This is a genomic window from Simiduia curdlanivorans, assembly GCF_030409605.1.
GTDB lineage: Bacteria > Pseudomonadota > Gammaproteobacteria > Pseudomonadales > Cellvibrionaceae > Simiduia > Simiduia curdlanivorans.
The window spans coordinates 2,831,440-2,857,115 of sequence record NZ_JAUFQG010000004.1 but is presented as its reverse complement, the minus strand read 5'-3'; the positions used below and the strand labels follow the sequence as shown (position 1 = coordinate 2,857,115).

The window sequence follows — 25,676 nt, the reverse complement described above, 5'->3', positions numbered from 1 at the left end:
GTTGGCGAAAAAGTTACTTGTACGATACTGAATACATTTGGTTTATAAAATCCCTAACATCCACAAACGTGCCTAGGACACTGTTATGCAGTGTGGTTGCCCCATGCGCGTAGTTGTTACGGATTTTGTTGATGCTTTTTACTAGGTGCTCTAGATGATTACGGGTTCGATCTTCATCTGTGATGCAAATATCGTCTTCGTTATAATTAACTTCACTAAGGCCCTGCTCTGTAATACGCTTAATTAGCTCACCCTCATATCGCCACTTAGCGCGCCGATACGGAAGGTGTTCGTTTGCTGAGAAGCCATCCTCACTTATTAGCTGCCGGTCGCGGCAGTATTCTATGTAGAGTTTTAAACCCTTTGTGGCGTTGAAACTGATTTTCGTTTCCTTGGCTTGGGCTTTGCGTTCTTTAATGTATTCCTTTAGATCGTCACTATCTATTCTGGTTCGCAGTGCGAGCTCTAGAACGGTGAGCACCTTGGCCTCGGCTTCGACATAGAAGCGATATTCAAACCACGCATATTGATAGAGGTTACGAGCCACGTCGTATTGCGTGGCGATACTTTCAGGCACAAAAGCCGACAATGACAAGCCTGAAATATTTTCGTGATGCTCCACCAATGTCGTCTGTCGATAGTCGCCTATACTCGGATCATATCGGTGTAAAAACGTGTTTCTAATGTCCTGCTGACAAAGCTCAGTTAAAGACTTTAGACCTTCTCGGTCTGGTTTAGTCACGGCAGCACTCCCTAAGCATCTGAAATCCATAGCCTTCACAACAATCAGCTACCCCTACTCAACAACTCAAACACCATCTTCGCAAAACCTTTGGCTCTTTCTGGATCTGATAGCAGTTGAAACTTCTGATTCTGGTGGGCTTCGCTGCTTTCGAAGATGGCGTCGTCTACGGCTTTTAAGAAGTCGCCAAGCATGGCCGCTTTGGTGGGTGCTAATACGCACTCCAACCGGCGCAACAAGTTAAAGGGCAGGATGATGCGGCCGTATTGGCTCTGCTTAAAATCACCGCGCAGTAAATCGGCCAGTACCCAGGAATCGGGCGCGAGTTTGTTGGGGGTTTGGGTCATGCTTTTATCTCGTTATACAGATTGATCGCCAAGGCGCTGGGCCGTGACGGTGTAATAGGTATTTGGATGGTCGCGCTGGCGTTGCGGGTGCGGAATAAGGCGTGCTGGCGAGTTGCGCAGCAGGTACAGGTAAAATTGATCGTTTTATGACCTACCCTGTTATCCATTTTGGCCGCTAACTCCTTGCTGGCGCTACATTTTTATGGGGTTGAGTGTATAGGACATTTGGGACAGGATGAAGCCGTAACATGCGCTTGCGATTACCCCAACTTAACCCTACAGCCGGTAAGGATCTGGCATAGGTAAAAGTGAGGCATTCTTTATCGATACTAGGGCGAGAGGCAACCTACAACAATGGCTGATTCAAACGGCGTTTTCATTGGCATTGACTTAGCTATTCGCAAGGGCAAGCACCTGCCCATTGTGGCTGTGCGCCGTGAAGGCAAGCAACTCATTCCCCTGCCACTTACACAGCTGACCTTTCGCCCGCCCATTGGCACGGGCAACATGATGACACTACAGGACGAGTTACTTAACGAGTTCGCCAATGAATGTAGAGATTATGTTTGCAGGGCCTGCCGCGCGTTTGATGTAAAGCCCCTACGCATTGCCATTGATGCACCTAGCGCACCGACGCAGCCGAATCAAAAGCGACGGCTAGCTGAGCGGGCATTAGATGCGGCGGGCATATCTTGTTTTACCACACCTACAAAAGCGGGCTTTACAGCGATACGAAGGAAGGTAGAAGCACATTTATTGAATGGCGGTGAGCTCAACAAGCTGCCGCACAGTAATCAGCTATGGATGCTCGCTGGTTTTGCGCTCTTCGAAACCTTGAGTGAGTTGGCTGAATGTATTGAAGTCTACCCTCAGGCAACCGCGCGCGTGCTTGGAGCGGCCACATTGCATAAATCACAGGCGGGTGTTGCTGAACACCAATTAAACGCAGCCGCCGCTATTACCGGATGGCCCAACCCGAGCCTCGATACTTGCATTGACGACATAGCCATTGGACCGATGCACGATAAAGTAGACGCCTATCTATGCGCTTGGGTTGCATCCCTTGAAGTGCACGAGCGCGATAGTTTTGGCACGCCGCCCGACGATGTGATTTGGGTACCTAAAATGCCTGATGGCTACCAGGCACCAAGCACACCAACTCCACAGCCGCCAAACAAACGAAAAGCCGTGGTCAAAGCCACCGATAGCAATGCAAACAATACATACACAAGAGATTGCCCGGCCTGCAAAGCCTACACCTTCAAACGCTGGCCTTGGGGATGGGATGCACATGCCGCGCATAAATGTACGGGAATTTTCGGCACAACGCCGGAAGAGAGAAAGCGGGAGTATCGGGAAAGGTATTTGGGTTAGGTCTGTTTAGTAGTGGAAGTGAATCAAACCTTATAAGCCTGTTGGTATGCTAATTATCGACCTTACTTAACAACCTATCGAGCAAATGCCAATATTGATTTTCAAGGAATAGATAGTGTCGATAAAGTCGCTCAAACGTAACCCTGTGCATGCCTTTCTTTTTCCCAACACGCACTCCATTTTCGTAACTGGTAAAAATTTTGTATTAGCTGTTACTGGATTTCAGAGGACGTGTTTGGACGTCAAACTACGTATCGGCAACATTCTAGTTGGAGTATTGGGCTAACTAAGATTACGTTGAATTGCGAAGCGGTGCCCGAGGCCGGGTTAACGCTACTAGCCTAGGGGCTATTAGCGCCCTGCGGGGTGAGCTCGCAACATCCTTGTCGCTCGGCCTTCGGCCAACATCGTTGCTCAAATCGTTATCCTTACGATTTGTCGTCGCTATCGCTCCTTGTGCTAAATACTGGTCGCATTTGACGACGCACATCCAGGCACTTCGGCCTACAGCCAGCGAAGCTGTCAAAATCGTTCCAGACGATTTGCAGTGAACCGGTCCGGTTCAAGTCCCCGCAGGCATTTGAGCTTTGCTCGAGAAAATTTTGCGGAACATAAATCGACGTAATATGGTGCCCGAGGCCGGGTTAACGCTACTAGCCTAGGGGCTATTAGCGCCCTGCGGGGTGAGCTCGCAACATCCTTGTCGCTCGGCCTTCGGCCAACATCGTTGCTCAAATCGTTATCCTTACGATTTGTCGTCGCTATCGCTCCTTGTGCTAAATACTGGTCGCATTTGACGACGCACATACAGGCACTTCGGCCTACGGCCAGCGAAGCTGTCAAAATCGTTCCAGACGATTTGCAGTGAACCGGTCCGGTTCAAGTCCCCGGAGGATTTTGAGCTTTGCTCGAGAAAATTTTGCGGAACATAAATCGACGTAATATGGTGCCCGAGGCCGGGTTAACGCTACTAGCCTAGGGGCTATTAGCGCCCTGCGGGGTGAGCTCGCAACATCCTTGTCGCTCGGCCTTCGGCCAACATCGTTGCTCAAATCGTTATCCTTACGATTTGTCGTCGCTATCGCTCCTTGTGCTAAATACTGGTCGCATTTGACGACGCACATCCAGGCACTTCGGCCTACGGCCAGCGAAGCTGTCAAAATCGTTCCAGACGATTTGCAGTGAACCGGTCCGGTTCAAGTCCCCGGAGGATTTTGAGCGTTGTTCGAGAAAATTTTGCGGAACATAAATCGACGTAATATGGTGCCCGAGGCCGGGTTAACGCTACTAGCCTAGGGGCTATTAGCGCCCTGCGGGCTGCGTCGCTATCGCTCCTTGTGCTAAATGCTGGTCGCATTTAGTGAACCGGTCCGGTTCAAGTCCCCGGAGGATTTTGAGCTTTGTTCGAGAAAATTTTGCGGAACATAAATCGACGTAATATGGTGCCCGAGGCCGGACTTGAACCGGCATGACCGTGAGGTCGAGGGATTTTAAATCCCTTGTGTATACCAATTTCACCACTCGGGCATCGAGTCAGGTGATGAGCATCATCTACCTGTGAGGTGCTGTCGTTGTCGACAGTTTTGTTAGCGGTTTAACACCGTTAACGAAAGTGGAGGCGCGACCCGGAGTCGAACCGGGCTCAACGGATTTGCAATCCGTGGCATAACCGCTTTGCTATCGCGCCAAGGGCCGGCATTGTAGCCGAGCACTAGTAAAAAATGCAATATTTTCTGACACTTAGCTCGAATAAAACTGGCTACTCGAAAACTACCCAAGGGCTCAGAAGAGCGCGCTATTCTAGGGGGCAGGCTCGCAGTGTCAAGTACTTAGGCAGCTCTTTTTGACTTCATCATGGGCCAGGCCGCCTTCAAATAGATAAACATCGACCAAAGTGTCAGCCCTGCAGCCACATAGAGCAGAAAGTAACCCACCACCAGCATGACCGGGTGTGACGAAGGCTCTATCGCGAGCAATAACACGATGGCTAACATCTGCGCGGCGGTTTTGATCTTGCCAATATAGGAAACCGCAACACTAGAGCGCTTGCCCAGCTCTGCCATCCACTCCCTAAGCGCAGAGATAACAATTTCTCTACCAATGATGACCGCTGAGGCAATAGACAGTAAGGCGCTATCGTGCGCGCCCACAAGAAGCACTAGCGCCACCGCAACCATGAGCTTATCTGCGACAGGGTCAAGGAAGGCGCCAAATTCTGTGGCCTGCTGATAGCGTCTAGCAATGTAGCCATCAAGCCAATCAGTGGCGGCGGCCACGGCAAAAATAATGGCGGCTGCAGGATAGCTCCAGTGATAGGGCAAATAAAATATCACCACAAATAGCGGGATTAATGCAATGCGCGCCAGTGTTAATTGGTTGGCCAAATTCATATGGGCTACTATTACTTCAATTTTGCAATGGGGCAAGTTACCGTCAATGCAGTGCGGTGTAAATATGATCCGCTAATTTTTTACTAATACCCGGCACTTTCTCCAAATCCGCGGCCGACGCAGCCGCAATTTCTTGAAAACCACCAAAATAACGCAACAGCTCACGGCGCCGGCTAGGCCCTACCCCATCTATCTCTTCTAGCTTAGAGACTCGCCGGGCTTTATCCCGACGCTGCTTGTGACCCGTAATCGCAAAGCGATGGGCCTCATCGCGAATCGACTGAATTAAATGCAAGGCACTATTTTGGCCATCCAAGACAAATTCGCGCGTACCGTCGATTAAGGTCTCAAATCCCGCTTTACGGGTAGTGCCTTTAGCAACCCCCAACAGCCTCACCTCGTGTAAGCCGAGTTCAGCCATGACCTTTTTGGCGATGCCAAGCTGACCCTTGCCGCCATCGACGATCAATAGATCCGGTAGGCGCCCTGCTTCCGTTTGCACCCGGGTGTAACGCCGAGTCAAAGCTTGCTCCATCGCCGCGTAATCATCGCCCGGAGTAATGCCATCAATATTAAAGCGCCGGTAATCCGACTTGAGTGCGCCCTCGCGGTTAAAGACCACACAAGAGGCAACCGTTTTTTCGCCGCTACTATGGCTAATATCAAAGCACTCTAAACGCTCTGGCAAAGACTCCAGCTGCAAGATTTCCTGCAAGGTTTCAAAGCGCTGCAACAGAGACGATTTAGTGGCAAGGTGCGAAGCCAAATTTTGGCGCGCTGCCGTTTGCGCCAAGCCCTGCCACTGCTCCCGGTAAGAACGCACCTGCCAGACAAGCCGCACGTTTTTTTGTGCCGACGCTGAAATAGCGGTTGCCAACAAATCCACATCTTCAATAGCGGCCGGCAAAATTATCTCTCGCGGATAATCCCTATCGCCACCCGCTAGATACCACTGAGACACAAAAGACAACAACAACTCCTGCTCAGTTTCCTGCAAATGGTATTTCACAAAATAACTTTTGCTGCCCTGAATACGGCCCTGCCGCACGAACAAAAAGTGCACACACAACTTAGCGCCATCTGAGGCAATACCAATCACATCCACGTCCCCGGTTTGGTTATCCACCGGGGATTCTGACTGCACCTTGCGCAGCGAGGTTATTTGATCGCGCAACAGGGCCGCACGCTCAAAGTGTAATTGAGCTGACGCCTGTTCCATTTGATCGGCCAGCACACCAATCAGATCCGAGCTTTTACCGCGCAAAAATTGCTGTGCATGCAGCAAATCGGCTGCGTAGTCTTCCGGGCTAATTAAATCCACACAGGGCCCAGAACAACGTTGAATTTGATACTGTAAACAAGGCCGTGAACGATTTGCAAATACTGAGTCTTCACAGGTGCGCAAACGAAAGGTTTTTTGCAGAAATTGAATGCTCTCATGCACCGCAGCCGCGCCAGGAAAGGGCCCGAAGTACTCGCCCTTTTTTCGCTTCAAGCCACGGTGTACGCCTATTTTAGGGTAGTCATCGCGGCTACTGATAAAAATATAGGGGTAGGATTTATCGTCGCGCAGGAGAATATTATAAGGTGGTCGCTGGGCTTTGATTAAACTTTGCTCTAATAGCAAAGCCTCAACTTCAGTTTCTGTAAGGGTCACTTGCATAGTGCAAATGCGTGCCACTAGCGCCTGAGTTTTAGGGGTTAAGCCACTAGTCCTAAAATAACTGGCGACTCGGCTGCGTAAATTTTTCGCTTTTCCCACATAAAGAATATGCCCGTCCTCACCATACATCTGATAAACACCCGCCGTTAACGGTAGCGTTTTAAGAAAGGTTTTATGATCAAAACTGAGGTCTGTATCTGACATAGACTCGACGTATGTTTAAAAGTTAGCCAATATTTACCGCACAGATAAAACAAAGCCCAAGCTTTTGGGCTTGGGCTTTAGTTTATCAAAAGTATCTTATTAGGCGTGTTTTAATTTGAAGTAGCCGCGCAAATTAACGCTTACGAATACAACTTAAACCACCGACTCCGGATCTAACACATGGTGCTTAATTGCCAACAGAGTCAATTCCACATCACTTGAAATACTAAGCTTTTCAAAAATACGATACCTGTAGGTATTCACCGTTTTTGGACTGACATTAAAGGTCGCGGCGATATCCATGGGCTTTTGACCATTGGCAATCATCAGAGCGGTTTGCAACTCGCGCTCAGACAACAATTCAAACGGCGACTGCTCGCCCTTGCGGCCACCAAAATTCTTCATCGCGAGCTGGCGCGCAACATTATTGCTCATGTAGATCTCGCCGCGCACGACTGTGTGTACCGCCTCGATCATTTCCTTAAGATCTGCGCCCTTGGTGATATAGCCCGCCGCCCCCGCCTGCAATAAACGCTGCGGGTAAAGATCATCGTCATAGGCGGTAACCGCGACTATGCGCACTTCAGGGTGCCAATGCAGAAGCTTTTTAGTCGCTTCAAGGCCACCCATGCCAGGCATTTTTACGTCCATTAAAATGACAGTAGGATTCAATTCCTTGGTGAGTTTAATGGCGACCTCACCACTTTCGGCTTCGCCAACTACCTCAATTCCCTCTACATCCGACAACATACGTACTATCCCCGTACGCACCAAATCGTGGTCGTCGACTACCAGTATTTTGATCAAGATATTTGTCCCCAAAGACAGCACATTGATGATATGTGCACTATTTTTCTTATCCTTACCTAGAGCCGGTTACATATTCAACCCTTAGATTAGCGGTTCAGCCCCTTGTCCGACACCGTAATGTATCACCCGAGGGTTTCATTGACTAGCAAATGTGACATCTGTCACATTTTCGCTCACGACTAACTGGTACGACTGTGCACCACTTGTCTGAACGTTAAACTCACCCGCGGCCCAGTATTTACGCGCCTTGGCAGGCTGTGTTGCCACGCCCCTTGTAGGCTTGGCCCCATGATCAACAAAGAACCAGGTGCCAGATCCACACCGAACGAGGCCTGCTCGCGGCGATTATGGCGCAGGCGCAAGGTTCGCTTAGCACCAAGGCTCACCGTTGCAATCACGGGCGCAGCGCCTAATTCAGGTTCGTTATCTGCATGCCAACCCATTGCGTCCTGACCGTCGCGATAATAATTCGCCAGTACGCTATTGAGTGTTAAGTCGTACTCGTCGACCAGCCTATCTCGAATACTGGCCAACTCAGCCGTCCAAGGGATGGCCGTAAAATCAGTACCAGAATAGCGGTAGTGAATACCTGGCTCGCCATACCAAGCGTTTAGGCGCGGTATTTTATGGGATTTACCATACAGGCGTATCTCAGATTGCTCCCACGCTAGGGATTGCCGCAATTGGTCAAAATAGCTAGACGCCTGCGCTGGCACTAAAAAGTCTGGAATATAAATCAGAGCTCCGTCCGGCAGACACTCTATTCTAAGGGTAGATTTGCGGCTCAATGATTAACCTCACACCAAATAGCGCCTCGACCCGATCCGCAATTCGGCGGGCGAAGTTAAGCACGTTAATACCCTCGCGCCGCCCCGGGTTGATCAACACCAAAGCCTGGTGGGCATGTACACCAACGCCGTCGCTGAGCTCACCTTTGAGCCCCGCCCTATCAATCAGCCAAGCTGCGGCCAATTTATAACGGCCATCGGCCTGTGCATAAGACACGATATCGGGGTGCAGAGAACGCAAGTGCTCCGCCTGTTCAGAATCGACAATAGGATTATGAAAAAAACTACCGGCATTGGGAATCACAGTAGGATCGGGTAGCTTAGCGCGCCTGAGCTCAGCCACTCGCTCGGCTACCGCACTGGGCACCAGTGCGCCTAGGGATACTGGGTCGAAATGATCAGCCAAACCCGGGTAGGCCAACTTAGCGACGCCCTTGTGGGATAAGCACAGGCGTACACTGACGATAATATACTCACCTTTAGTACGCTTAAAAAAACTGTCGCGATAAGAAAACTCGCAGGCCGACTTAGAGAAAACCACAAGCTCGCCGTCACTTACCCGCAGCGCCTGCAGATCATAAAAAACTTGGTCGAGCTCAACACCGTAAGCACCAATATTCTGGATTGGTGCGGCACCCACGGTGCCGGGAATGAGATTGAGGTTTTCTAACCCCCAAAGCCCGTGTGCAAGACTAAAATCAACTAAGGCCTGCCAAGGCTCCCCCGCCGCGGCCGCAATATAAACCTTATCATTAATACCCGCATCGGCGTCCGGCGGCAAATTCGCTTGCAAATCAATGCCACGCAGCGCCATATGTATCACGAGGCCACTGAAATCAGACTTCATCACCACATTGCTGCCGCCGCCCAACACCATAAATGGCAATTCTTGGGTGCGGGCAAAATCCAGAGCTTGGCGAATGTCGTCAACACAGGTGGCAACGCAAAAAAAGCGCGCTTTGGCCGGAATGGCTAAGGTGCAAAAAGGCTGTAAATCTATATTTTCAGAAATGCAGAAGGTCATTGTGGCAACCGTAAATTGTGCGCAACAAGATGGTCAATTAAACCATTGACAGCCACTTCAATTAAATTCAACACAGTTTCGAAGCCAGCGCCGTCACCGTAATAAGGGTCTGGCACTTCTGTGTAACCAGGCAGTGAACCAAAGGATAACAGCGAAGCGAGGGTCGCTTTACTATGCGCAGGCTGCAACTGCGCTAACGCCTGTAAGTTAGCGTTATCCATAGCCAGAACATAATCGAACACATGAAAATCATCACTTAATACCTGGCGTGCTTTACAGCTGGAAATATCCACGGCACGCTTTTTTGCATGAGCAATACTTCGAGAGTCTGGGTTCTTACCTACGTGCCAAGCTGCGGTGCCAGCGGAATCGACCTCGACCCGATCAGCTAACCCGCGCTTCGCAAGCTCCGCCCGCAACACACCTTCGGCCGTAGGCGAACGACAGATATTACCGAGGCATACCATCAATACTTTTGCTGTCACGTTACTGACTCAACAATTGACACAAACGAGCTAAATCTTCCGGTGTATCGACACCGCCTGGCACCGCGTCAACTGCCTGCGCTACGTGAATGCGATGACCAAAATGTAGAACGCGCAACTGCTCTAACGACTCCAACTTTTCTAACGGCGATTGAGGCCAATTCACGAAGGCGTTCAGTAAACTTACCCGGTAGGCATAGATACCGATATGGCGCACAAACAAATCCGCTGGTGGTAAGTTAGTTTTGCTAACGGCAAACGCGTCTCTCGCCCAAGGCATAGGTGCACGGCTAAAATACAGTGCCATCCCCGTTTGGTCGGTTACCAACTTGACAATATTGGCATTAAAAAAATCTTCAGCGCGCTCAATGGGTTCACACAGGGTCGCGACAGAGGCGTCTTTGTGGTCGTGAATATTTTTCGCAACCTGATTAATCACACTGGGAGGAATTAACGGTTCATCGCCTTGCACATTCACCACGATATCGGCATCGGTTAAACCCAGTAGCTGCCCAACTTCTTGTAGCCTGTCAGTACCGGATGCATGGTCTGCACGGGTCATACAAAACTCGCCGCCAAAGCCCTGCACCACATCGGCAATGCGCGCATCGTCCGTGGCCACAACCACACGCTTAGCGTCGCACATGCGAGCTTGCTCGACCACACGTTGGATCATGGGCTTACCGGCGATATCGGCCAGCGGCTTACCGGGCAAACGGGTGGATGCAAACCTAGCGGGAATAATGACGGTAAAGGACATAAACACTTCTCAAAAAAAAAATTTGCAGGACGATAAACTTAATGAGCAATCACTTTGCGTGCTTTAACTTTTAACAATAGCGCATCCAGCTGATCAATAAAATCAGCCGCCAAGCGCGCTTCAACCGCCAGGTAATACCAATGTTCACCGGCAAAATCACGGCATTTCACCGCATCTTTTTCGGTCATTAAAACAAAGCCATCGGCGTGCCCAGTAAAATCCGCCGAAGAATAACTGTGATGATCGGGGAAAATATGAGGTTCGAAATTTATCCCCTGCGCGGTGAGGGTCATAAAGAAGCGCTGCGGGTTACCGATACCGCAGTACACTTGCCACAACTGTTCGCTCGGCATACTTTGCAACGGGATGCGTTCACCTGTTGCCACATGCACAAAGGCCATGGGCTCCATGCGCATATCGACTAGTTTATCCTCCAAGGGCGCCAAACTGGGGTGCAGCGGACCGGCAATATTCACAACCGAGAAATCCACCTGAGCAAGTCGTGTGAACGGTTCGCGCAAGGGCCCTGCTGGAAACAAAAAGCCATTACCAACACCGCGCTGCCCATCTAACACGGCAATTTCAATATCCCGCTGAAGCGCGTAATGCTGCAAGCCATCATCACTTAACACAACATCGCAATGGCAATGCGCTAGTAGATGTGCCACGGCGCGACGGCGGTTTGGGTCTACCACAAGAGGAACCTGAGTTTTATCCACTAATAATTTTGGCTCGTCGCCACACTGCTCGGCTGGAACCTCAGAACTAACCAACAAGGGATACTGCACACTTTGGCCGCCGTAACCGCGGCTAACCACACCTGGGCTCCAACCTTTTAAGCGCAACAATTGAATCATCGCCGCAAGCAAGGGAGTTTTTCCCGTGCCGCCCAATGAAATATTACCCACCACAATCACCGGCGGCTCAACCAACTGGTCGACTTGGCGATTTAACCAGGCACGGCGCAGCGTGGAGATAAAAAATAGCACAGCACTAATGGGCAGAAGGAGTATCAACAGCGGCCACCAGCGCTTGTCGTCGCCGTACCAGCCGCGCTCGATAAACGATGACATAGCTTACTCTGACTGCGCCTCTGGGCGGCGAGTCGTCAAACTTAAATGCACGAAGCCCAACTGACCGGCTGCGTCCATAGCCGTTATCACAGATTGATGTGGTGTATTGGCGTCAGCGGTAATTATAAGCGGGGTTTTGGTATTGTCGTTCCCAACCGCTTGCAAGGCTCGCAATAAAGTCGGTAATTTTTTATCAACCAAGGTTTGACCATTAATGGCGTAACTGCCATCGGCGTGAATCAAAATTTCTATATGTTGCGGCTGAGTTTCCGCCGCCTCACCTTTGGCTTCGGGCAAATCAATAGACAAATGAGTTTCTTTAGTGAAGGTGGTGGACACCATGAAAAAGATCAATAATAAAAACACCACATCGATGAGGGGCGTCAAATTAACGGACTCTTCTTCCCGCTTAGCGCGCTTAAACTGAACGGCGTTGCTCACTTAATTACCCTTGCCTTCGACACGACGATCACTGTGCAGCGCGTCCACGAGTTTGATGGCTTCCTGTTCCATTACCACCACCAGCGAGTCGACTTTTCGGGTGAAATAACGGTGCGCAACCATGGCTGGAATGGCAACGCACAATCCGGCTGCCGTTGTTACCAAAGCCTGAGAAATACCGCCGGCTAAGGCTCCCGCATTACCAGTACCTTGCAAGGTGATCGTTGTGAAAACATCAATCATACCAAATACCGTTCCGAGCAAACCGAGCAAGGGAGCTACCGCGGCGATGGTGCCAAGGGCTCCCAAATACTGCTCTAACTTGTGCACCACTTCACTGGCGGCCTCTTGGATTGAGTCGCGCATAATATCGCGGCCGTGGCGCGAGTTACTAAGCCCAGCAGCTAAAATCTTACCTAGCTCGGAGCTTTGCTTTAGCTCTTTTAATTTATTGGCGTCCAGCTGATTGTTTTTTATCCAGCCCCAGACTTGGGACAGTAAATGTCGCGGCGCTATTTTACTGGCGTTAAGGCTCCAAAGCCTCTCTAGGGTGATACCTAGCACAGCCATTGAACACAAAATAATCGGGACCATCAGCCATCCACCGGCTTTGACTATTTCGAACACTATTCGCTCCTAAAACCTAAAAACCGAGTGTCGCACAGAGCAACTCGATTAGCTTGACGACCAACCCCTACCAACCGAGGCCCGCTAGATAGAGGCGCAGCCTCCGACTGGCGACACTCTATCACAAGCGAGATTGCCTGTTTAGCCATCGAACCAGAAGTGTTTCTCAGTTTCTCGCCAGCGATAGATTTGCACCGCCTGATTCGGCTGCCAGCGCAACTGAATTGCACCGTCAATAGCGGTGTTTACGGTTTCCACACCCAGACTTTCCAAGCGACCTAGCACTTCTCTATGGGGATGGCCATAGCGGCTTCGATAGCCGGCGCTGACCACTGCAAGGTCTGGCGAAAACTGCTGTAAAAGCGCGTAAGACGATGAGGATTGACTACCGTGATGGGGAACCACCAACAAGCGGAAGGCCTGCCCCTCCTGTGGTGAGGGCCACCGCAATGCCATCTCTCGCGCACGACTAACATCACCAGGCAAAAGAATAAGCAGTTCCGGAAACTCAATCTGTAACACACAGGAAGCATCATTACCCTCGCTTGCCGCGCCCTCGGGCAGGAATAAGAAGCTACCGCCAGTGCCAAGCGAATAAATTCGCAAATCTGCATGACAATTTTGTATCGACCCAGCAGCGGCACCCAAACGCTGTCGAGCACCGAGAGGCTCACCGGCAAACACCCTCGTCACAGACATACGTTCACTCAAGCGCGCAACGCCACCGGCATGATCCGCGTCATCATGACTAATGACTAAGGTATCCAGCGTTGCATGCCCTTGGAAACGTAAATAAGGCCAAATCAGTTGACTGAACGCATCGGTATACTCGCCAAAGGGCGGCCCAGTGTCGTAAAGCAAGCGCTGGCCGTCCGCCTCAATCAACACCGCCAAGCCCTGCCCGACATCAAAAATTGTCACCCGCCGCTCGGTGGCAACAAGATGTTGGCGCAGTTGCAAGTCGATCACCGTTATTGCAACCACGAACCCACATAGCGATATTTTTAACTTGGCTGGTGCAGGCAATAGTAAAACGAGAGCCAAGGCTGAAATCACCAGCAATAGTGGTTGTGTCAACGCAAGCGCTATCCAGCCTAGATTAAAAAAATGCGAGTCAATCCAAACCAATAGATTAAGTAGCCAGCGCAAACTTAGCGCTGCCGCCGCTAACACCCCGTCAGCCCAATGGTGTTCAAAACACCACATCAAAAAACTCAGTAAAGCCAGAGGTACACTCGAAACAGTAACCCAAGGAATGGCGACAGTGTTGGCTAGCACACTGGCTAAACTTAAACCACCAAATAAAAAAAGACTTAAGGGTAATAAACCAATAAATATCGCAAGCTGCGGGCGAATCCAGCGTTGCGTCAAGGCGATAATACCGCCTTGCATAGCCCGTCGCGAAGCCGTGGCAACAACGAGTACAAAAACAGCGAGAAAAGACAAATAGAAGCCAGCTTCCGCCGCTTGAAGTGGATTAAGTAACAATACCACTACCAATGCATACAACCACACATCGAACAAACTCCAATGTTTGGCTACCAACTTGCTAACTAAAAATAACGCCACCATGATCAGCGCTCGCTGTGTGGGTAGCGCAAAACCACTTAGCCCGGCATAGACCCCGGCAAAAAGTAACGACATTAAACTGGCAATCACGCGCCCATTAAACATACAGACCGTAGATCGCAAACTTAATAACAAAATCAAGGCACCAATACCTCGCCCGAACCAATAGCCACAAAGCGCCATAATGCCCACATGTAAACCGGATATCGCCATTAGATGACTGGTACCGGTGCGCTGAAAAGTGTTTCTAACGGAGGGGGTTAACAGGCTCGAATCGCCAATGGTCAAAGCGATTAAAACATCTGATACATCGCTAAGCTTTTGCTCAGCCAATAAGTAACTGCGCCAACGAAATCTAAGACCCGAGAGCCCTTCGCTACCAGCACCGATAAATGCTCCACCCGTCACAGAACCCAACGCAACTATTCCTTTTTGCATCAGCGATAATTGATAGTCGGAGCCATAGGGGTTCGATTGACCACGAGGGCGCATTAGCTTGGCATCAAAGCGCCACACTCCGCCAGGTTCAAGCTGAGTAGGTGCCGAATACCAACGCATCTGAACGCGAGCACCGATCAGCGTCGATAGCGACGGACAATTGAGTGAGGATTGTGGCTCAAGGGTTTGAACCTCCACTAAAAAGCGCGCAACGTTTTCGCCGCGCAGCTGCGAATAGCTGGGCAACCCGACAACGCGCCCCGTAAATTGAACAAACTGATGAGAACACTTTGAGGGCAGTAAACGCTCCATTAACCAATGGCCATGAATACCGGCAATGAAGAAACCCAAGATCAGCGCGCCGGACAATCGCCAAAGACTTCGATAGCGCTGCGTTGTAATTCCGAGCACCGCCAACACCATGAACAATAGCGCAGATAAAGCGAGAGCAGCCAAGGATGGAAGGCTTGGCCAGAGCACTAAACTACCAAGGCTCAGAGCAAATAGAAGGAGAGCGATGCGCATAACGATCCTTGTTTCAACGCAATCTAAGGTTTACCCTATTTTAGTTCATGCCCAGCCGAGAGCTAACTTTAATTGACATGGTCAATACACGAAAAAGAATTCTGCTGGTTTATCACAGCCAAAGTGGCAACACCGAAAAGCTCGCCCGCGCCGTCTCCGAAGGCGCCTGCGAAGACGGCGAGTGTGAAGTTCGCACATTGATGGCATTTCAGGCCTCGTTGACGGATCTCCTGTGGGCCGATGGATTACTGTTTGGCACCCCAGAAAATTTTGGCTACATGAGCGGTGCACTCAAAGACTTTTTCGATCGGACCTACTACCCAGCAGAAGCCTACGCACTAAATTTACCCTTTGCCCTGTTTATTTCCGCTGGCAACGATGGCACAGGCGCCGAGCGAGAAATACAGCGAATAGCCAAAGGCTACCCCTTGAGGCAGGTGATACCAACGCTAATCTGTCAGGGCGAGATCCAGGCAGCGCACCTTGAAAACGCGAAAACCCTCGGCCAGACCCTCGCCGCGGGGTTGAGCATGGGTATTTTCTAACCAACTGAGCCAGTAATGCAGCAATTGCTATTACCGTTAGTTGCAAGTGCGAATACTCGTAACAAGCAAAGCCGGTAATTTCGAGACTTAGTTTTCCCCAGTTTCTGTGGATAAGTTTGGGGGTAAACCTTGAGCAGATTGCTTTAGACCGCATTAATTCTAACGCCGGCACACATTGACGATTAGTTAACCAAGGCGGAGAAATCATGCAAATCAATAACTTAGCGAGTTTTTGAAGTCTTTAGCAGGAATAGACTTTAAGCCTTTGCACGCTAATTGAACAACTTCAGGTGATGTGCATAAAAGTAACGAGGGGTCAACGAAAAAGAACGCCTCAATTGCTCAGAAATAGCTGAATAACTGCAGAGCATTAGCTCCCTATTCGCCGCGACTTCCGGCTAACGGGCTAAGGCCTCGCGCCCACAGCCCAGCGAGCGAGATGAGCGTATTGACCAAGCTGAGCTAAATCCTCGGGGCGATCTACATCTGCCAAGGGAGCCAGCAGATAAGGCGCAATGCCCAAACCTGCCGCCTTGGCACAGGTTTGCGTCAGAACCTTAGCCGAGCCCCAATCGACGCCCTCAAACACGGGGAAAGGCGAAGACATAGCAATGAGCACATAACCGCCATCGGTGGCTGGCCCCAAGACAAGCTCATGCCCCTGCTCAAGTGCCTTAATTGCGTCGACCAAATAAGCCGAATTCAGTGCGGGACAATCACTGCCAATTAAAATGACCCAAGCGATCGAGCTATCGCACAACTGGCGTTCGAAACACGCCTGCATCCGCTGCCCTAAATTGCCGTCCCCTTGCGACCACAAGGCCGTTCGCGCAAAGTCCGCTTCGCGCCAAAAGGCGTGCTCGGGCGGCGCAACCGCTAGGGCGCACTTTACCTCGACCAGCGAGCTGACAACCTTGTGGCTATGCTTAACCAAGGCGCAGTGCAATTCCGTGGCGTCTTCCGGTGTTAACGCCGAGTGCAAACGGGTTTTCACTTGTCCGACAATTGGCGCTTTAGCAAACTGAACAATTAGGCCCCGGGCTCTATCTCTCTGAATCATTTAGCAATCAGTCTGCTTTAAATGCGGATAATAAATGGCCGCCAAATGATTGGGGTTAGCACCCAACCAATAGCGCAGGCGCAGCCACCACATGGTAACAATCGTTCTGATCTGCCCTTTAGATTGCCAGCGCCGGGACGAGGTGATCACAAAACCAGAAAAGTGGGTTGGCTTGTAGTTTTTACCTAGCCGCGCACAAAGTTCGATATCTTCCATCAAGGCTTGATCAGGGTAACCGCCCAGCGCGTCAAATAAGTCGCGCCGCACCCACAAGGCTTGGTCGCCGGTAGCGATGTGGGTTAAACCTGAACGAATATTTATCAGTTTCGCCACCAAGGGCAGTAGGCCATCGGCGGGCTCTATGCGCAGCCGGTAAAAACCCCAAGATGAGTCTATGGATTGCGGTGAAAAGAAAGGCTCGAAAAGCGACGCTGTTACCCGTGAATCTGCATGCAAGAACAACAAAAACTCGCCACGCGCGATGGCAGCGGCAGTATTCATTTGCCGCGCCCGGCCCGGTTGGCTGTTGACAATATGATCGGCGAGCCAAGCCAATTCTGCAGCTTTATTAGCGTCTTCGGCGCAACCATTGGCAACCAACAATTCGGCACCCTGCGCCCGCAATGGCTGCAAGCTGCGCAAAAGCACAGCGACCTGTTCGATATCCCCGTAAGTGGGAATGATAATGCTTATCGGATTAATCGAGCGCGCCGCCACAACTACTTCCCTGCCCTGCCGTACAGCCATAACAATGCTCAGCAATTTGAATAGATTGGCCGGTTAAATTTGACTCGATAATATCGCGCAAATGTAATTTCGACTTGTCAGTAACAATGGCGTCTTGCAGAGCCATTTTTAACGGCATTTCGAGCATTTGATTAAAATCACAATCATATACATAACCCTGCCAATCAACGCTAATTAGGCTTTTACACATAACACTGGCGAGATTCTGCTCACTAAAATTATCTTTCAACAGCGCCAAATAATATTGAAACTTACCCTTAGATTCCAACACGCTGCCAAACCGACTAATAGGCATATTGGTAATGGTTAAAAGCTGATCAAAAGTAATCCCGTGCGCGGCTTTTAATTCACGCTTATAGTCCTGCTCCAAGGACGCCTGCGGCGGGGGCAGAAAGGCGCCATTAGGGTTATAAACCAAATCTAAACTCAAATGCCCCTGTTCGCCATAGCCTAATGTATTGAGTATTTTTAACGCCTCAACGGAGGATTCATAGACACCTTTGCCGCGCTGCTCGGCGACATTCTTCGCCTCATAGCAAGGCAGGCTGGCCACAATACGCACGTCGTTTTGTGCCAAGAAATTCGCCAAGTCCTCAAACCCAGGCTCCAGCAACACCGTCAAATTACAGCGGTCGATAACCTCGAGCCCGCGCTTTTTAAGCTCGCGCACCAAGTAGCGAAAATGCGGATTCATTTCCGGCGCACCGCCGGTGAGATCAACGCATTTAATGCCGTGCCTATCCACGTAGGACAAGACCAAATCCACTGTCGACAAATCCATTAACTCCGTGCGTTTCGGCCCGGCGTTCACATGGCAATGGGTGCAACTTAAATTACACAAATAGCCCAAATTCACTTGCAAGGTTTGCAGTAAACCCCGAGAAATCGCCGGAAAAGACGACGGGAACAAGAGTGGTTTGGTGTCTAACATAAGTAATTATCCGCGAAACTGTGCATAAAGATTGCGCCCTCAGTGAAATTCATTACAATTAGCGCCTCTGTCCCCGTAGCTCAGCTGGATAGAGCAGCCGCCTCCTAAGCGGCAGGTCGGACGTTCAAATCGTCTCGGGGACGCCACTCTACCGCTGTTTGCCATCTATGAACCTGCTATTACTTGATAGTGATGATTTTATCCACGACGATCAAGTGGTACTGCGGGAGCGAAGAGCGAAGCATCTAAAAAGCGTACAAAAAGTAGCCATTGGCGACTCCGTGCGCATCGGCCAAATCAATGGACGCATGGGGCAAGCCATTGTTACAGGCATCGATGAAAATCAAGTAACGCTGGCCCAGCTCAGTTTGTCGCAACAACCACCCAAGCCACTACCTGTGCACCTGATACTAGCCTTACCTAGGCCAAAAATGTTGCGGCGAATTTTTCAAACAGCCGCAACCATGGGGGTAAAACATATCACCCTCATCAACGCCTATAAGGTCGAAAAAAGCTACTGGCAAACACCTTTTTTGCAAGCCGAAAAAATTCACGAGCAACTTATCCTCGGGCTCGAACAAGCAAAAGATACGCTACTACCAAAGGTGACATTAGCAAAACGATTTAAACCCTTTGTCGAAGATGAGCTTAGCATCGCGTGTCGGGGTAAAAAAAATTGGGTGGCTCACCCCTATAATAGTGGCGCTTGCCCTCACGATCAAAGCCTTGAGGCGCCATCCAGTTTAGCCATTGGCCCAGAGGGCGGTTTTATCGATTACGAAGTGGAAAAATTAAGCGACATAGGCTTTCAATCGATCAGCCTAGGTGATCGTATTTTAAGAGTAGAAACTGCTCTACCCGTTTTGCTGGCAAAACTTTTTAACGGGTAAGAAAGCCCTCAAATTGTGCTATAGGGACCGCGGGGCTGGTCAGATAACCCTGGTAAGAGTGACAACCATATTTTTTCAAGAGCCGCAGCTGCTCTTCATCTTCCACGCCTTCTGCCACCACATTCATGCCAAGCAGACACCCCATGGTGACAATCGTTTCCACCAACACGCGGTCATTTTGATCTTCGACAATATCGCGCACAAAGCTTCTGTCAATTTTTAAGGTGCTGACTGGTAGTGATTTCAAATAGCTTATTGAAGAGTAACCGGTACCAAAATCATCTAACGAGAAACTTACACCCATATCAGACAATTGAGCCATGGTGCTAATGGTTTCATCCACATTCTGAATGACTACTCCCTCCGTAATTTCCATATCGAGTGAATTATCCGGAATATGTCGAGCAGACAGAGCCTCACTAACATCTTGCACGAAGGTTTTGCGTCTAAACTGGCGCGGGCTAATATTGATACTTAACCGCATGTCATTTCGCCAAAGCCCCTTTGACTGCCATAATTCAAGTGCTTTGCACGCTTCAATTAACACCCAAGCGCCCACATCAACTATCAGACCAGAGGTTTCCAGCACCGGAATAAAGTCCACCGGAGAAATAAAACCCTTAACCGGATGTTGCCAGCGCAGGAGCGCCTCAGCACCCACCACAGCCTTGGTTAAACAATCAATTTTCGGCTGGTAATAGAGCTCAAATTGCTGCTCCTCAAGTGCACGGTGCAGATCGCCTTCCATTAATAACTGCTGGCTAACCTTATCAGCCATATCGGTATTAAAAAATTCAATGGCATCCCGCCCGCGCTCTTTCACTTGGTACATGGCGGTATCTGCATATTTAATAAGCTCATGCACGCTACTGTCGGCGTCGGGATAAACCACCACGCCCACACTGCCACTGACGCGCAGTTCCATTTCATCGTACATATACGGCTCTGAAATTTTAGCGCGAATTTTTTCACCTATTTCAGCAGCCTTAAGCGCCGCCACAGAAAGGTCTTGATCGAGCACCGTGAGCACAACCACGAACTCATCGCCACTTAAGCGAGCGACTAAATCCTCTTCCCGCACCGAGCGCTGCAGACGATCGGCCACTTGCTTTAACACCTCATCGCCAACCGGGTGACCGAGTGAATCATTAATTGTTTTGAAGTGATCGAGGTCAATAAATAACACAGCGCCATGATAACCATGCCGCTTAGCGCGTCGTAGTTCATGCTCTAAGCGCTCAACAAGATGCACCCTGTTCGGTAAATTTGTCAGGGCATCATGATAGGCCATGAATTCCATTTTGAATTGCGCTTGCTTGCGCTCGGATATATCCGTGGAAACAATTAGCGCCACTCGTTCATCGTAAAAATCAATTGGCATAATATAGGTTTGCAGATAAACAGGCTTACCATCGATAGAGCGAAAATTTTCCTCCAAAACCTCGCTGGCCACCTCGCCATCGATCACACTGCAATCTATTTCGACAAGCCGGCTAACATCATTTAAATAGAAGGTTAATAAATCACTGACATGGCAATTTTGCATCTCGGCCGTGGTTTTACCGACAAAATCGGCGAGCGCTTTATTGGCAAAGATATAATTGCCTTCTTTATTCCGCGCCCCCACCATCACCGGTAAACTATCGATAATTTGACGAATATGCTCTTCACTTCGGCGCAGTGCCAACTCGACCGCTCGGCGCTTAGCGAGCGACAACTCCATTAAATCCAACAGCTTATTCGTTGTGGTAACCAGCTCACCTAGCTCATCGTCGCGATGATCGGTTGGGTATTTAATGCGCGATTGGCCCGGCTTATCTAAATCGATACTGGACATTTCCCTAACCAGCTGTATTAGCGGGCGCGTCAACATCAAGTGAAAAGCAAAAAACAGAAACAACACCAGCAAGGTGTTGCGCAACATACCGGCACCGAGAATCAACCCTGATCGATTGAAAAACGGCGCTAAAACCACATCTATGTCTACGGTAAAACGAATGGTGCCGGCGACACTGTCGCCATAGCCGGGGATACTTAGGCGGGCGGTATAAACGCGACTATCTTCGGCGATAAATGCCGTAATCCAGCGAGTGGAACTGACCTGCCGCGGCTTGCTGCCAGTGGCAAGAACGCTACCTAATTCATCGGCAATAGTCACCTCATAGACAAAATCATAAGCTAGTAAGCCATTGACCACTTCGAGTGACAGGTCGTCATCGAGTGTGTGAACAGCGCGGGCTGCGGGCGGAGTGGTCACCTCAATGACCCGTTGAATCAAACTCTCCAAGGATTCTTCATGGCCCTTTAAATCGAGATAAAGCTGCACCGAACTCATCGCCAGGCCTAAAATAAAGGCCAAGATGACGCCCACCTTTGCTAGGCGAAAGGAAATCCCCTTAAAGGCATGATCCGTTAAAACTTGATTCACTCTGGCGATTTTTTGAACCCTTTCTCAGCTAATCAATAAGCGCACTGCAACGGAGCTATATAAAGCCCTGTGCTAAGCGTAGCCGCCCTAATGTCATCTGACAAAGTGCTAACAGAAAGTTATAAGCAAAAAAAACCGCCCCTTAGGGCGGTTTGCGAAAGATCTACGCAAAGTCTCACAGATTTGAGTAAACCTAAGCGTTCAAGGCCTCGGTTGGCGCAACATAAGCGTAACCCAGCACCTCAGCAACAGCTTGATAAGTCACCTTACCAGCATGCACATTCAAACCGTTCATTAAATGAGCATCGTCCAACAGGGCTTTCTTAGCGCCTTTATTAGCAAGTGCTACAGCAAATGGCAAAGTTGCATTGGTCAGTGCGATAGTTGACGTACGCGCAACACCACCAGGCATATTCGCCACACAGTAGTGAACCACGTCATCGACAACATAGGTTGGGTCTTGATGGGTGGTGGCCTTTGAGGTTTCGAAACAGCCACCTTGGTCGATCGCCACATCAACGACAACAGCGCCCTTCTTCATACGCGAGATCATATCCCGTGTTAATAATTTCGGGGCGGCGGCACCGGGGATCAATACGGCGCCGATCACTAACTCGGCCTCCAGTGCATATTGCTCCAAGGCATCTACGGTGGAATACACGGTGCGCAAACGGCCATCAAACTCGGTGTCTAATTGACGTAAACGCGGTAGAGAGCGATCTAAGATCGTCACATCCGCACCCATACCAACAGCCATGCGCGCTGCTTGCGTGCCGACAACACCGCCGCCAATAATAAGTACTTTGGCGGGTGCTACGCCCGGCACACCACCTAACAACGCACCCAGCCCGCCCTGAGCTTTTTCTAAATGATGTGCGCCGGCCTGAATCGACATACGCCCTGCCACTTCCGACATAGGCGCCAACAAAGGCAAACCGCCACGTGGATCGGTAACTGTCTCGTAGGCAATGCAGGTAGCACCCGACGCCACTAACAGCTCGGTTTGCTGTGGGTCCGGCGCTAGGTGGAGGTAAGTAAACAGAACCTGACCTTCTCTGAGCATGCGACACTCATTCGGCTGGGGCTCTTTAACTTTAATGATCATCTCAGCTTTCGCGAAAATTTCTTCGGCGCTGTCGATGATGGTCGCGCCAGCAGCGAGGTATTGATCATTCTCAAATCCAATGGCTGCACCGCCATTATTTTCAACCATCACGTCGTGGCCGTTCATCACCAACTCTTTAACACCGGCTGGGGTCAAACCAATTCGGTACTCATGGTTCTTAATTTCTTTAGGGACACCAATACGCATAAATCACCTTTTCTCTCGCTAGGCCGCACTCTAAGGCGCGATCCTTGTGGTTGTTGATGTTGCGAAGTATAGTCAGGCCCAACAGGTGATTCCTTGGCTATTATTGCAATGTAACAGTGAAATCACCTACAAAATCATTAATAGCAGTTGATTCAACTACTGAAACTTAACAATTACAGAGGTTAGTGGCAGACAACATGAAAAAACGCGCTAAAGAACTCAGCACTATCGATAAAAATATTATTAGAGTGCTACAGAAAAGCGGCAGAACCTCCTATGCCGATCTCTCTCGGCAGGTCGGTCTGAGCGCTACACCCTGCATGGAAAGGGTAAAGCGGCTCGAGCGTGATGGCGTCATCCAAGGCTATGCCGCGCTGGTAAACCCGGAGTTTTTGGACGCGGCACTGGTGGTATTTGTGCAAATAAGCCTCAACCGCTCGTCCCAAGATATTTTTGACGATTTCCGCAAAGCCGCAGCCAGCCTGCCTGAAATACAGGAATGCTACCTCGTCTCGGGGAATTTTGACTATCTCATTAAAGCTCGGGTTGCGGATATGGCGGCCTATCGGCAATTTTATGGCGAAACCTTACTGACGCTGCCAGGGGTTCAGGAGTGCACAAGTTATGTGGTTATGGAACAAGTTAAAGAAACCCTGGAAGTACCGGTGCGCTACCAGAAGCCCTAGCCCTGCCTAGCTGAAACAACACCAGTGAAAATCACTACCTTTCCCCGCTAAAAAACGCGACATTTTTCGGCATGTTTTTTGTTACAAATCCTAGGAGGCGCGAAAATTTATAGAATCTGGCAGGAATTTGACGAGTTAAGTGGCGCCGAACGGCGGTGCAATAGCGCTACAAGCAAGACAAGTGCGCCGGCTTAGCCATTCATTTTCTGGATTTTAGCGTCAATCCAAACTACACCTAAATCGAATAAGTATTCGGCAAGCCTTATTAGCCGAAGGAGCATAAAGTGGGAATATCGGAGTCTGAGTTGCTGCAGCTGGTTATCCAGCCAACCTTAAAACTCATCGATGACTGCAATGAATACGCCCAACAATGTTTAACCAGCGCGGCAAGTGCTTGCCATTTAGGTGACAACTTAACGCCCAAGCATGGCCCGGGGCTGGGCGTCTATGGCATAACACCCGGCCAACACCGCGCCCTGTGGGATACCTATTTAATTCACCACCACGATCTTGCGTCGCAAGTTAGGGGCCTCGCCTCGCAACGGGCGTTTCTGATCCATCCAGACGAAGAGCTGATCACCAACCTCCGTTACGCTACGGCAATAGCTTGGCTACTGATCAGGCAGTATATAGAGTCAAATAACCTAAGCCTGACAACCGCTACTATTAGCGACGTGGTTAAGGCAGTATTTGGCCAGCGAAGCTGTCATATTGCCGCTTGAGCTAGGCCATCTTGGGTTAGACATTAACCGCGTCGATAAACTGCACCACGCTGCTCGCAGCCGGCTTCGCCTGTTCGCCATCGCTCCAATCGGATATTGAAGCTTCATCAAATTCATAGGCTTCGCGCTCGCCCGACCGATCAAGGGTTAAATCGACAAAATTAAACAGGTTTCGATCCGCCATCTGAGACGGTGCAATATTTTGCATGGCGCCAAATATCTGTTCGATGCGCCCGGGGTGCGCTCGCTCCCACTGCGCCAACATCTGCTTGATATTCTGACGCTGCAAGTTTTCCTGTGAGCCACACAAGTTACAGGGAATAATCGGGAAAGATTTTGCCTCGGCGAAGGCCTCTAGATCGGACTCTTTACAGTAGGCCAAAGGCCGAATAACGATATTGCGGCCATCGCTAGCGCGCAACTTAGGCGGCATAGCCGACAATTTCGAACCGTAGAACATGTTGAGAAATAAAGTCTCGACCATATCGTCGCGGTGGTGACCTAGGGCAATTTTGGTCGCACCAATTTTCTCGGCAAAACTGTACAGCGTGCCACGGCGCAGGCGCGAGCAAAGGCCGCAGGTGGTTTTACCCTCGGGAATCTTTTCTTTCACCACCGAATAGGTATCTTTTTCCAGAATGTGGAAAGCGACGCCCTGTTCGCGTAGGTAACGCGGCAACACATCCTCTGGAAAGCCCGGCTGCTTCTGATCCAAATTCACCGCCACCAAATCAAAATGGATAGGCGCTGTTTTTTGCAAGCTAAGCAAGATATCGAGCATGGCATAGGAGTCTTTGCCGCCCGACAGGCACACCATCACCTTATCGCCCGCCTCGATCATATTGAAATCTACAATCGCGCTGCCGACCAAGCGCCTCAGCCGCTTCTGTAGCTTATTGAATTCCAACTTATCTTTACGTTCAACGGACTCTTGCATATGCATGATGCTTGCCTTGCGCTTTGGGGGCGCCATTGTACGGATTTTGCTCACAGGAGGAAACGGCAAAGGGCAGTATTTGAGAGGCAATAAAGCCGGCAAAAGCCTGCCGACATCCGCCTAAATAACCACCACGCGCTGACCAGCCCCCCATAAAC

The 25,676-nt window shown here is 50.1% G+C and carries 24 protein-coding genes and 3 tRNA genes; 6 read left to right on the top strand and 21 right to left on the bottom strand.

Translation table 11 applies throughout. The features are described 5' to 3' along the window. Positions 1-13: 13 nt before the first annotated feature. Both QWY82_RS12575 and QWY82_RS12570 read right to left on the bottom strand, forming a co-directional pair. Positions 14-742 carry a hypothetical protein gene (locus tag QWY82_RS12575; RefSeq protein ID WP_290262863.1) on the bottom strand — a complete coding sequence of 243 codons (729 nt, stop codon included), beginning with the start codon at positions 740-742 and terminating at the stop codon, positions 14-16. A 44-nt stretch (positions 743-786) separates the two neighbouring features. Next, on the bottom strand, positions 787-1,089 hold the full coding sequence (locus QWY82_RS12570) for a type I restriction-modification system subunit M N-terminal domain-containing protein (protein WP_290262861.1): 303 nt from the start codon (positions 1,087-1,089) through the stop codon (positions 787-789). A 354-nt stretch (positions 1,090-1,443) separates the two neighbouring features. Between QWY82_RS12570 and QWY82_RS12565 the strand changes: the two genes are divergently transcribed. Continuing rightward, positions 1,444-2,463 carry a DUF429 domain-containing protein gene (locus QWY82_RS12565; protein WP_290262859.1) on the top strand — a complete coding sequence of 340 codons (1,020 nt, stop codon included), beginning with the start codon at positions 1,444-1,446 and terminating at the stop codon, positions 2,461-2,463. 1,440 nt (positions 2,464-3,903) lie between these two features. Here the strand turns inward: QWY82_RS12565 and QWY82_RS12560 are convergent. From QWY82_RS12560 to QWY82_RS12500, 13 genes are all read right to left on the bottom strand, one after another. After that, a tRNA-Leu gene (locus QWY82_RS12560) sits at positions 3,904-3,990 on the bottom strand. Between the two features lie 86 nt (positions 3,991-4,076). After that, positions 4,077-4,150, bottom strand: a tRNA-Cys gene (locus tag QWY82_RS12555). A 142-nt stretch (positions 4,151-4,292) separates the two neighbouring features. Further along, positions 4,293-4,853: a CDP-diacylglycerol--glycerol-3-phosphate 3-phosphatidyltransferase gene (pgsA, locus tag QWY82_RS12550; RefSeq protein ID WP_290262857.1), complete on the bottom strand. Its 561-nt coding sequence runs from the start codon at positions 4,851-4,853 to the stop codon at positions 4,293-4,295. Positions 4,854-4,896: 43 nt separating this feature from the next. Then, complete coding sequence (gene uvrC / locus QWY82_RS12545; protein WP_290262855.1) at positions 4,897-6,720, bottom strand: excinuclease ABC subunit UvrC; 1,824 nt, start codon at positions 6,718-6,720, stop codon at positions 4,897-4,899. Positions 6,721-6,873: 153 nt separating this feature from the next. Then, the gene (locus QWY82_RS12540) at positions 6,874-7,527 is read right to left on the bottom strand and encodes a response regulator (protein WP_290262853.1); all 654 of its coding nucleotides are present in this window, start codon (positions 7,525-7,527) and stop codon (positions 6,874-6,876) included. A 182-nt stretch (positions 7,528-7,709) separates the two neighbouring features. Next, on the bottom strand, positions 7,710-8,318 hold the full coding sequence (locus QWY82_RS12535; RefSeq protein ID WP_290262850.1) for an alpha-ketoglutarate-dependent dioxygenase AlkB family protein: 609 nt from the start codon (positions 8,316-8,318) through the stop codon (positions 7,710-7,712). Beyond that, positions 8,296-9,342 (bottom strand): UDP-N-acetylmuramate dehydrogenase, encoded by a 1,047-nt coding sequence (gene murB / locus QWY82_RS12530; protein WP_290262849.1) that lies wholly within the window; start codon positions 9,340-9,342, stop codon positions 8,296-8,298. The genes QWY82_RS12535 and murB overlap by 23 nt, the downstream gene beginning before the upstream one ends. Further along, positions 9,339-9,827, bottom strand: a complete 489-nt coding sequence (locus QWY82_RS12525; RefSeq protein ID WP_290262846.1) for a low molecular weight protein-tyrosine-phosphatase — start codon at positions 9,825-9,827, stop codon at positions 9,339-9,341. Before QWY82_RS12525 ends, murB begins: the two co-directional genes overlap by 4 nt. Position 9,828: 1 nt before the next feature. Further along, entirely contained in the window at positions 9,829-10,587 is a 759-nt protein-coding gene (gene kdsB, locus QWY82_RS12520; protein ID WP_290262845.1) for a 3-deoxy-manno-octulosonate cytidylyltransferase, read from the bottom strand. Positions 10,588-10,625: 38 nt separating this feature from the next. Continuing rightward, complete coding sequence (gene lpxK, locus QWY82_RS12515; protein ID WP_290262842.1) at positions 10,626-11,660, bottom strand: tetraacyldisaccharide 4'-kinase; 1,035 nt, start codon at positions 11,658-11,660, stop codon at positions 10,626-10,628. Between the two features lie 3 nt (positions 11,661-11,663). Continuing rightward, positions 11,664-12,101 (bottom strand): ExbD/TolR family protein, encoded by a 438-nt coding sequence (locus QWY82_RS12510; protein ID WP_290262841.1) that lies wholly within the window; start codon positions 12,099-12,101, stop codon positions 11,664-11,666. Beyond that, a complete protein-coding gene (locus tag QWY82_RS12505) occupies positions 12,102-12,728 on the bottom strand; it encodes a MotA/TolQ/ExbB proton channel family protein (protein ID WP_290262838.1) in 627 nt (208 codons plus the stop codon). A gap of 141 nt (positions 12,729-12,869) precedes the next feature. Further along, a complete protein-coding gene (locus tag QWY82_RS12500) occupies positions 12,870-15,260 on the bottom strand; it encodes a DNA internalization-related competence protein ComEC/Rec2 (RefSeq protein ID WP_290262835.1) in 2,391 nt (796 codons plus the stop codon). Positions 15,261-15,337: 77 nt separating this feature from the next. Here QWY82_RS12500 and QWY82_RS12495 point away from each other — a divergent pair, with 77 nt between their 5' ends. Beyond that, a complete protein-coding gene (locus QWY82_RS12495) occupies positions 15,338-15,805 on the top strand; it encodes a flavodoxin family protein (RefSeq protein WP_290262834.1) in 468 nt (155 codons plus the stop codon). A 406-nt stretch (positions 15,806-16,211) separates the two neighbouring features. Here the strand turns inward: QWY82_RS12495 and QWY82_RS12490 are convergent, their stop codons facing one another. From QWY82_RS12490 to arsS, 3 genes are read right to left on the bottom strand one after another with little or no spacing between them, the layout of a single operon-like run. Then, complete coding sequence (locus tag QWY82_RS12490) at positions 16,212-16,865, bottom strand: TIGR04282 family arsenosugar biosynthesis glycosyltransferase (RefSeq protein ID WP_290262831.1); 654 nt, start codon at positions 16,863-16,865, stop codon at positions 16,212-16,214. Then, positions 16,866-17,582: a TIGR04283 family arsenosugar biosynthesis glycosyltransferase gene (locus QWY82_RS12485; RefSeq protein ID WP_290262828.1), complete on the bottom strand. Its 717-nt coding sequence runs from the start codon at positions 17,580-17,582 to the stop codon at positions 16,866-16,868. Then, on the bottom strand, positions 17,563-18,543 hold the full coding sequence (gene arsS, locus QWY82_RS12480) for an arsenosugar biosynthesis radical SAM (seleno)protein ArsS (protein WP_290262825.1): 981 nt from the start codon (positions 18,541-18,543) through the stop codon (positions 17,563-17,565). Before arsS ends, QWY82_RS12485 begins: the two co-directional genes overlap by 20 nt. A 69-nt stretch (positions 18,544-18,612) precedes the next feature. Between arsS and QWY82_RS12475 the strand changes: the two genes are divergently transcribed. Then, positions 18,613-18,689: transfer RNA gene (locus QWY82_RS12475), tRNA-Arg, on the top strand. A 21-nt stretch (positions 18,690-18,710) separates the two neighbouring features. Then, positions 18,711-19,433, top strand: a complete 723-nt coding sequence (locus QWY82_RS12470) for a 16S rRNA (uracil(1498)-N(3))-methyltransferase (RefSeq protein ID WP_290262823.1) — start codon at positions 18,711-18,713, stop codon at positions 19,431-19,433. Here QWY82_RS12470 and QWY82_RS12465 read toward each other — a convergent pair. Both QWY82_RS12465 and ald read right to left on the bottom strand, forming a co-directional pair. Then, complete coding sequence (locus QWY82_RS12465; protein ID WP_290262820.1) at positions 19,423-21,861, bottom strand: putative bifunctional diguanylate cyclase/phosphodiesterase; 2,439 nt, start codon at positions 21,859-21,861, stop codon at positions 19,423-19,425. The genes QWY82_RS12470 and QWY82_RS12465 overlap by 11 nt on opposite strands. Positions 21,862-22,054: 193 nt before the next feature. After that, entirely contained in the window at positions 22,055-23,173 is a 1,119-nt protein-coding gene (ald, locus tag QWY82_RS12460; protein ID WP_290262817.1) for an alanine dehydrogenase, read from the bottom strand. Positions 23,174-23,370: 197 nt separating this feature from the next. Here ald and QWY82_RS12455 point away from each other — a divergent pair, with 197 nt between their 5' ends. Next, the gene (locus QWY82_RS12455; protein WP_435431471.1) at positions 23,371-23,859 is read left to right on the top strand and encodes an Lrp/AsnC ligand binding domain-containing protein; all 489 of its coding nucleotides are present in this window, start codon (positions 23,371-23,373) and stop codon (positions 23,857-23,859) included. A 284-nt stretch (positions 23,860-24,143) separates the two neighbouring features. Continuing rightward, entirely contained in the window at positions 24,144-24,581 is a 438-nt protein-coding gene (locus tag QWY82_RS12450) for a hypothetical protein (protein WP_290262811.1), read from the top strand. 16 nt (positions 24,582-24,597) lie between these two features. Here the strand turns inward: QWY82_RS12450 and ttcA are convergent, their stop codons facing one another. Continuing rightward, complete coding sequence (gene ttcA / locus QWY82_RS12445) at positions 24,598-25,518, bottom strand: tRNA 2-thiocytidine(32) synthetase TtcA (RefSeq protein WP_290263536.1); 921 nt, start codon at positions 25,516-25,518, stop codon at positions 24,598-24,600. Positions 25,519-25,676 lie beyond the last annotated feature (158 nt).

What these genes read in the sequence shown, in the direction of transcription:
- QWY82_RS12455 (WP_435431471.1), top strand. Translation starts at nt 23,371, where the DNA reads ATGAAAAAACGCGCTAAAGAACTCAGCACTATCGATAAAAATATTATT.
- murB (WP_290262849.1), bottom strand. Translation starts at nt 9,342, where the DNA reads ATGACCTTCTGCATTTCTGAAAATATAGATTTACAGCCTTTTTGCACC.
- lpxK (WP_290262842.1), bottom strand. Translation starts at nt 11,660, where the DNA reads ATGTCATCGTTTATCGAGCGCGGCTGGTACGGCGACGACAAGCGCTGG.
- arsS (WP_290262825.1), bottom strand. Translation starts at nt 18,543, where the DNA reads ATGTTAGACACCAAACCACTCTTGTTCCCGTCGTCTTTTCCGGCGATT.
- ttcA (WP_290263536.1), bottom strand. Translation starts at nt 25,518, where the DNA reads ATGCAAGAGTCCGTTGAACGTAAAGATAAGTTGGAATTCAATAAGCTA.
- pgsA (WP_290262857.1), bottom strand. Translation starts at nt 4,853, where the DNA reads ATGAATTTGGCCAACCAATTAACACTGGCGCGCATTGCATTAATCCCG.
- QWY82_RS12565 (WP_290262859.1), top strand. Translation starts at nt 1,444, where the DNA reads ATGGCTGATTCAAACGGCGTTTTCATTGGCATTGACTTAGCTATTCGC.
- QWY82_RS12500 (WP_290262835.1), bottom strand. Translation starts at nt 15,260, where the DNA reads ATGCGCATCGCTCTCCTTCTATTTGCTCTGAGCCTTGGTAGTTTAGTG.
- QWY82_RS12470 (WP_290262823.1), top strand. Translation starts at nt 18,711, where the DNA reads ATGAACCTGCTATTACTTGATAGTGATGATTTTATCCACGACGATCAA.
- kdsB (WP_290262845.1), bottom strand. Translation starts at nt 10,587, where the DNA reads ATGTCCTTTACCGTCATTATTCCCGCTAGGTTTGCATCCACCCGTTTG.
- uvrC (WP_290262855.1), bottom strand. Translation starts at nt 6,720, where the DNA reads ATGTCAGATACAGACCTCAGTTTTGATCATAAAACCTTTCTTAAAACG.
- QWY82_RS12495 (WP_290262834.1), top strand. Translation starts at nt 15,338, where the DNA reads ATGGTCAATACACGAAAAAGAATTCTGCTGGTTTATCACAGCCAAAGT.
- ald (WP_290262817.1), bottom strand. Translation starts at nt 23,173, where the DNA reads ATGCGTATTGGTGTCCCTAAAGAAATTAAGAACCATGAGTACCGAATT.
- QWY82_RS12490 (WP_290262831.1), bottom strand. Translation starts at nt 16,865, where the DNA reads ATGATTCAGAGAGATAGAGCCCGGGGCCTAATTGTTCAGTTTGCTAAA.
- QWY82_RS12570 (WP_290262861.1), bottom strand. Translation starts at nt 1,089, where the DNA reads ATGACCCAAACCCCCAACAAACTCGCGCCCGATTCCTGGGTACTGGCC.